The sequence below is a fragment of the Streptomyces sp. 150FB genome, assembly GCF_000818195.1.
In the GTDB taxonomy this organism is placed as follows: Bacteria; Actinomycetota; Actinomycetes; order Streptomycetales; family Streptomycetaceae; genus Streptomyces.
This window is the reverse complement of record NZ_JTHL01000001.1, coordinates 762,968-769,510: the sequence shown is the minus strand read 5'-3', so window position 1 is coordinate 769,510 and position 6,543 is coordinate 762,968. Positions and strand designations below refer to the sequence as shown.

The 6,543-nt window shown below is 70.6% G+C and carries 6 protein-coding genes; 2 read left to right on the top strand and 4 right to left on the bottom strand.

What is annotated here, in order from left to right; genetic code table 11:
• The coding region (locus tag QR77_RS03175; protein ID WP_040019548.1) for a molybdopterin-dependent oxidoreductase at positions 1-579 on the bottom strand (579 nt) is incomplete at its 3' end.
• A 249-nt stretch (positions 580-828) separates the two neighbouring features.
• Here QR77_RS03175 and QR77_RS03170 point away from each other — a divergent pair.
• Positions 829-2,679, top strand: coding sequence for a cytochrome c biogenesis protein CcdA (locus tag QR77_RS03170; RefSeq protein ID WP_040019547.1), 1,851 nt, complete (start codon positions 829-831; stop codon positions 2,677-2,679).
• 49 nt (positions 2,680-2,728) lie between these two features.
• Here the strand turns inward: QR77_RS03170 and QR77_RS03165 are convergent, their stop codons facing one another.
• The 3 genes from QR77_RS03165 to QR77_RS03155 form a co-directional block, all read right to left on the bottom strand.
• Positions 2,729-3,511 carry a class I SAM-dependent methyltransferase gene (locus QR77_RS03165; protein ID WP_040019546.1) on the bottom strand — a complete coding sequence of 261 codons (783 nt, stop codon included), beginning with the start codon at positions 3,509-3,511 and terminating at the stop codon, positions 2,729-2,731.
• Between the two features lie 68 nt (positions 3,512-3,579).
• Positions 3,580-4,200: an L-threonylcarbamoyladenylate synthase gene (locus QR77_RS03160; RefSeq protein ID WP_040019545.1), complete on the bottom strand. Its 621-nt coding sequence runs from the start codon at positions 4,198-4,200 to the stop codon at positions 3,580-3,582.
• Between the two features lie 76 nt (positions 4,201-4,276).
• Positions 4,277-4,855, bottom strand: coding sequence for a hypothetical protein (locus QR77_RS03155; RefSeq protein WP_236710516.1), 579 nt, complete (start codon positions 4,853-4,855; stop codon positions 4,277-4,279).
• A 274-nt stretch (positions 4,856-5,129) separates the two neighbouring features.
• Between QR77_RS03155 and QR77_RS43085 the strand changes: the two genes are divergently transcribed.
• A partial coding sequence (locus tag QR77_RS43085) for an NACHT domain-containing protein (RefSeq protein WP_150130344.1) occupies positions 5,130-6,543 on the top strand: 1,414 nt, incomplete at its 3' end.

Genomic DNA, 6,543 nt, shown 5'->3' with positions numbered 1-6,543 from the left:
TTCCTTCCACGGGTCGGCGAGGTTGTGATAGCCGCGCAGTTCCCAGAAGCCGCGCCGGTCCTCGGTCATGTACTCGATACCGCGCAGCCATTTGGGGCTCTTGTACCCGTAGAGGTGCGGTACGACGAGGCGCAGGGGGAAGCCGTGCTCAACGGTGAGCGACTCCCCGTTGTGGTGGGTGGCCAGCAGGGTCCGGTCGGTGGTGAAGTCGCTGAGCGGGAGGTTGGCGCCGTAGCCGTACTCCGCCCAGGCCATGACGTGCGTGACCTCCGGCGCCGGGGGGACCAGGTCCAGCAGAGCCCTGGCGGCGATTCCGTACCACTCGTGGTCGGTGGACGTCGGGCCCGTCGCGCAGTGCAGATCACCGACGACCGTGGTGTGCGGGAAGGCGGTCAGGTCGTCGAACGCCCAGCGGTGCTCGGCGCCCGTCGCGGTGGCCCCGAAGACCCGCAGGTCCCAGCGCTCAGGGCGGAACTTGGGGACGGGACCGTAGTGCGATACGGGCCATCCACGGACGTGGCGCTGGCCCGGAGGGATACGACGGGATGCGGCCGGCGCGTCCGGCTGGTCGCTCGCCATGCTCTGATCCCATCCTCTGTCCGGCCCCTGTTCTCTGTGCAGCGTAAGCGCTCACTCGTCGTGACGCCGCGCCCGGGGCTCCTTCCGAGCGGGTCACGCGAAGGTCATATGTGCGAGGTGGATCGGGCCCGGGGCCTCGCAGATGCGGAACCCGAGGGGGCCCAGGACCAATCCAGGCTCCGTCCGCCGACGAATCAGGAGCGACCGCAGAGCGGGTTGGCCGCTCTCGGGGACCGAAGGCGGACGCCCATGCTCACGTTGATCCTGATCGGGCTCCTGGGCGGTCTCATCACCGCCGTCTCGCCCTGCATTCTCCCGGTGCTGCCGGTCGTCTTCCTGGCCGGCGGCCCCGGCAACCAGGCGCCACCGGGCGCGGCGCCGCCGAAGCGACGGCCATCCGCCGCACGAGCCGCCGCTGTACAGCCCGCCGCCGCACAACCCGTACAACAAAGCGGCGAGCGCGACGGCGAGCAGGACGGCGAACAGCACGGCGATACGCTGGTCGTCGCGTCCCCTGAGGCGCCCAAGGCTCCGCGTAACCGGCGCCCCTACGCCGTGGTCGCCGGCCTCGTCATCAGCTTCAGCTTCTTCACCCTGCTGGGCGTCACCCTGATCTCGGCCCTGGGGCTGCCGCAGGACATCCTGCGATACGTCGGGCTCGCCCTGCTGGTCTTCATCGGCCTGGGGCTGATCTTCCCGCCCGTCGAGCGGCTGCTGGAGAAGCCTTTCGCCCGTATCCCGCAGCGCCAGGTCAACAAGGAAGGCAGCGCCTTCGTGCTCGGCCTGGGCCTCGGGCTGCTGTACGTGCCGTGCGCCGGACCCGTTCTGGCCGCCATCACCGTCGCCGGCGCGCGCGGGGAGATCAGTCTCGACATCGTCGCCCTGACCCTGTCCTTCGCCGTCGGCACCGCCGTCCCGCTGCTGATCTTCGCGCTGGCGGGCCGCCGGGTCGCCGAGCGCGTCAGCGCGTTCCGTACCCGTGCGCGCAAGCTGCGCATCGCCGCCGGTACGTTGATGATCGCCCTCGCGCTGGCCCTCGCGTTCAACGTCACCGACGCGATCCAGCGCGCCCTGCCCGACTACACCTCCGTCGCGCAGAAGAAGATCGAGGACAACGACACCGCGCGCCAGCAGCTCTCCGGTCTCCAGGACAACAAGAACAAGCAGCTCTCCCGTTGCGAGGACGGCGTCGACGAACTGCGCTCGTGCGGACCGGCACCCGCCATCGACGGCATCGCCAAGTGGCTCAACACCCCCGGCGGGAAGCCCGTCGACCTCAAGGCGCTGCACGGCAAGGTCGTTCTGATCGACTTCTGGACCTACTCCTGCGTCAACTGCCAGCGCAGCCTGCCCCACATCGAAGCCTGGAACAGCACGTACAAGAACAGCGGCCTCGAGGTGATCGGCGTCCACTCACCGGAGTTCGCCTTCGAGAAGGACGCGGGCAATGTGGCCGACCAGGCGAAGAAGCTCGGCGTCACCTACCCCGTCGCGCTCGACAACAAGCTCACCACCTGGAACAACTACCGCAACCGGTTCTGGCCTGCGAAGTACCTGATCGACGCCGACGGCACCGTCCGCTACTTCAAGTTCGGCGAGGGCACGTACGCACAGACCGAGGACCTCATCCGCACCCTGCTCAAGCAGGCGAATCCCGCTGTGCGACTGCCGGCGAAGACCGGGCAGAGCGATCCCGCCCTCACCAAGGACCGCACGCCCGAGACCTACCTCAGCAACCTGCGTATCCGCGGCTACGTCGGTGACCCCCTCGTCGACGACAAGGCCACCGCCTACCACCTGCCGGCCGACGTTCCCCTCAACCGGCTTGCCCTGGGCGGTACATGGACGGCCGGCTACGACTACTTCACCGCCGGGGCCGGGGCGCGGCTCGACTTCGGCTACAAGGCCAAGAACGTCAACCTCGTCCTCGCCGGCGACGGCCCGGTCAAGGTCCTCGTCAACGGCAAGGTGACGAAGACCATCCAGGTCCACGGCACGCCCACGCTCTACCCGCTCATCAACGACGACACGGCACGCGAGGCCACCGTCGAGATCCAGCCCGCCCCCGGGATCCAGGCCTACTCCTTCACCTTCGGATAGCCGCCCCGGGCCGGCCGCGGCAGCTCTTGGCCGCTCCCGGCCCGGCGCGTTACGCAGCCGGGACCGAACGCACCAGAACCAGCGAACCGTTCAGGGTGCCCTGCTCGCGCAGGGCGCCGTGGCGGCGGTCCCAGGCACCGGATTCGAGAGCGTGCCGCAGTGTCTCGGCGTACCGCTCGCGCACAGCGGCATCCACGAAACTCCAGGCCGAGTTCGCCTGCCGGGCCCCGGGATCCAGCAGCCGCTCCGGGCGCGCGTAGTACGCCTCGTTGAAGCCGTCCGTGCAGTCGGCCGGGATCGGCACCGGCTCCACGGTCACCTCTCCGCCCAGCGCCTCGGAGATCGTGGCGACGGACGGGTAACGCCCCGCCTCGGTGTCCAGGACGGCGGGTGCGTACTCGTACAGCCAGAAGTCGCGTACCAGGTCCGGATCACAGGTCAGCAGCACCACCGGCCCGCGCGCCACGCGCCGCATCTCGCGCAGCCCGGCCCGCACGTCCTTCCACTGGTGGACGCTGAACGTGCTCATCGCCGCGTCAAAACTGGCGTCGGCGAACGGGAGGTCCTCCGCGACCCCGTCGATGGCCGGGGGCAGGTGCGCCGGCCGCTGCGCACGCATGGACGCTGACGGCTCGACGGCCGTCACCTCCAGCGCCGTCGACTCGTACGATCCCGCACCGGCACCGACGTTCAGCACCGTCCGAGCGTCACCCAGAGCCCTGGTGATCGCTTCGGCGATACGGGGGTCGGGCTGCCGGTACCCGACGTAGCCGCCACCGATCACGCCGTAGTCCGCGTCGCCCGCGCTGCCGTCCACCCGCCGTATGTTCATTACCGGAACATACCAACGGGCCCTGACCGCGGGCGAGCGCGGGCTTCCGACCGGCCCAGTGGCCGCGGTTACTCGAACCGCGTGGTGTCGCCCGCGCCCCGGCGTACGATCTCCAGCTCTCCGTCCGAGAAGTCGATGACCGTCGTCGGCTCGGTGCCGCAGTCGCCCGAGTCGAGCACGGCGTCCACGACGTGGTCGAGCCGTTCCTTGATCTCCCACCCCTGCGTCAGGGGCTCTTCCTCGTCCGGCAGGAGCAGGGTGCTGGAGAGCAGCGGCTCGCCGAGGTCCGCCAGCAGGGCCTGGGCGACGACATGGTCGGGGATCCGGACCCCGACGGTCTTCTTCTTCGGGTGCAGCAACTGGCGCGGCACCTCCTTCGTCGCCGGCAGGATGAAGGTGTACCTGCCGGGTGTCGCCGCCTTGATCGCCCGGAACACGTCGTTGTCGATGTGCACGAACTGACCCAGTTGCGCGAAGCTCTGGCACATCAGGGTGAAGTGGTGGCGATCGTCGAGACGGCGAATCGACCGGATGCGGTCGATGCCGTCACGACTGCCGAGCCGGCACCCCAATGCGTAACAGGAGTCCGTCGGGTACGCGATGAGCGCGCCGGACCGGATGCTGTCAGCCACAGTGCTGATGGTGCGTCGCTGAGGATTCTCGGGGTGAACGTCGAAATACTTCGCCATTCCCCGAGCTTAGACGGTGTCCCGAGCCGTGAGACGGCGCGCGGCGTTCGCGGCGGTGGTGCCGGGCCGAGGTGTGTCAGGTCCGGGTGGCTCGTGCCGTCACCGGCCAGTGGCCGATCACCTCGCGGTGCCGGGCGACCACCAGTTCGTCGGCGAGACTGACCGGCGCGCGCACGTGGTTGGGGACGAGGGCGGTCACCGACCCCAGGCGCGGGCCCGGCACGCCGTCCGGAAGGCGGACAACGGCACGGTGTTCCCACAACCCGGTGACCGTTCCCCGCGGGAAGTCCGGCAGGTAGCCGTGGCCCGTCACCCACGGCGACCGGTCCGAGCCGAGAACGTTGCTGCCGACGTCCAGGACGAAGCGGCCCGGAGCGGGAACGCTGATCACCGTAGCGGCGACGACCAGCGCCAGGTCCTCAACTCCGCAACTCCCCATGGCCAGTTGGGTGGCGTCGTTGAAGACGTCGACGCCGGGCCGTAACGCGTTCACGGCGCCAGGCCGCCACTCGCCCGTGGTCGGGGCCGACCCGCCACTGAACACACCGACAACACGCAGTCCGGCGTCGAGCTGAAGTTCGGCGATCCGTGCGCACGTGTGGCTCTCGGTGTGCGGAAGCGGCGCGAACGCACCGGACAGCGAAGCCTCACCCATGCGTGAGATGTTCCGGCCCAGAACGTCCCGATCGACCACGAGTGCCGGTGTGGCCAGCCCCTCGGGAAGCGACATCCCCATTTTTCCGCCCCCCGCCGTGAAACACGTAGAGATCATCATCGCAGGCCTGCCCCGGTCCACCGGGTGGTGTCGCGCCTCCGGTGGCGCGCCGCGAATCACAGGTGGACAACGGCTGGGTTCCACCGCCCTCTCCGGCGTCCCCTACGGGCACACTGGACCTGCGGCGGCTGCCCGAGGGGGAGGTGGTTCGGTGATGCGGCGTGAGTCGGGGGACGCCCGTGAGCGCGCGGCGGCGGGCGACATGGCGCCCGCCGTACGGAACGAGATATCGGCGGGCCACTTCGAGGGGCCCGTGATCCAGGCGCAGAGCGTGGGCAGCATCGTGACCCAGGTGCGACCCGCCGGACGGGACTACCTGTTCGCCGCGCTCGCCGCCGCCGTCCTGGTCGCGCTCGGTGTGTTCCTGGGCGCCGGTGGCAGCAGCCTCGTGACCGGGACCCGGGTCCGCTGGCTGGCCGCAGCGGGCTGCGGGGGACTCGCCCTGCTGTTGGGCATCACGCTGGTGGCGCGGCGCCGCCGTGAGATACGCGCACTCCAGGTCCACATCCCCGCGCGGAACCTGAACGACCTCGCGGACACCCTCGCCAGGACCCTGGCGGCACGCTACGCCCAGGAGGAGGAGCACGGCCGTATCACCGACCCGATGTCGCTCCCCGTCCGCTGGGCGCCCGCGCGGCTGGGACTCGGCGACCACCACGAGGGGCTCAGCGACGACGGGAACGTGTCCCCGCCGGCCGGGGAGTTCGGTGAAGTGGCCGACTGTTACGCCCGGTTGCCGCGCGGGAGGCTGCTGGTACTGGGCGCCCCCGGTGCCGGCAAGTCCGCTCTCGTCGTACACCTCGCCAGGGAGCTGCTGCACGGCAGACAGCGTGGCGAAGCTGTGCCGGTCGTGCTGCCCCTGGCCTCCTGGAGCCCCAGGACCCAGCCGTCCCTGTGGTGGTGGGCCGCGGGAGCACTGGCCGAGGCCCACCCCGACGCCCTCACCTCGCCGCTCGCATCACGCCGTACGGTGGCACACCGGCTCCTCACCTCCGGCCTCGTACTGCCTGTACTGGACGGCTTCGACGAACTCCCCGCCAGAGAACGCGTGGACGCGCTCGTCCAACTGCGCGAAGGCCTGCGCGGCACACTGCGGCTCGTCCTCACCAGCCGGAGCGGCGCCTTCACCGCCGCCGTCGAGGAGGGCGACGTACGGCTGCCTGGCATGGCCGCGGTGGAGCTGCGCTCCCTGGACGCCGGAGCCGTCCACGCCTACCTGCCGCGCTCCGCACGCCCGCGCGGCGGCTCAGGACCGCGCGGGAGGGGTGCGGGCACCAAGTGGGACCCGGTTCTGGCGCGCCTGGCCGACCAGCACGACAAGGCGGCGGAGGTGCGGCTGTTACGCGACGTACTGAGCACCCCGCTCATGGTGTCGCTCGCCCGCGCCGCCTACAGCGACACCGCGGCCGACCCCGCCGAACTCCTCGCGGCCGGACGCTTCCGCACCGCGGGCGCGCTGAAGCGGCACCTGTTCGGCGCCTTCGTGACGGCGGCCTACGCGGACGACGCGGCCGAACCCGCCGCCCGCGCCCGCTGGACAGGCGAGCGGGCCCGCCGCTGGCTCCGGG

Bases quoted from the DNA above. Each gene is read 5' to 3' on its own strand.
- QR77_RS03170 (WP_040019547.1), top strand. From the start codon at position 829: ATGCTCACGTTGATCCTGATCGGGCTCCTGGGCGGTCTCATCACCGCC.
- QR77_RS03165 (WP_040019546.1), bottom strand. From the start codon at position 3,511: ATGAACATACGGCGGGTGGACGGCAGCGCGGGCGACGCGGACTACGGC.
- QR77_RS03160 (WP_040019545.1), bottom strand. From the start codon at position 4,200: ATGGCGAAGTATTTCGACGTTCACCCCGAGAATCCTCAGCGACGCACC.
- QR77_RS03155 (WP_236710516.1), bottom strand. From the start codon at position 4,855: ATGGGTGAGGCTTCGCTGTCCGGTGCGTTCGCGCCGCTTCCGCACACC.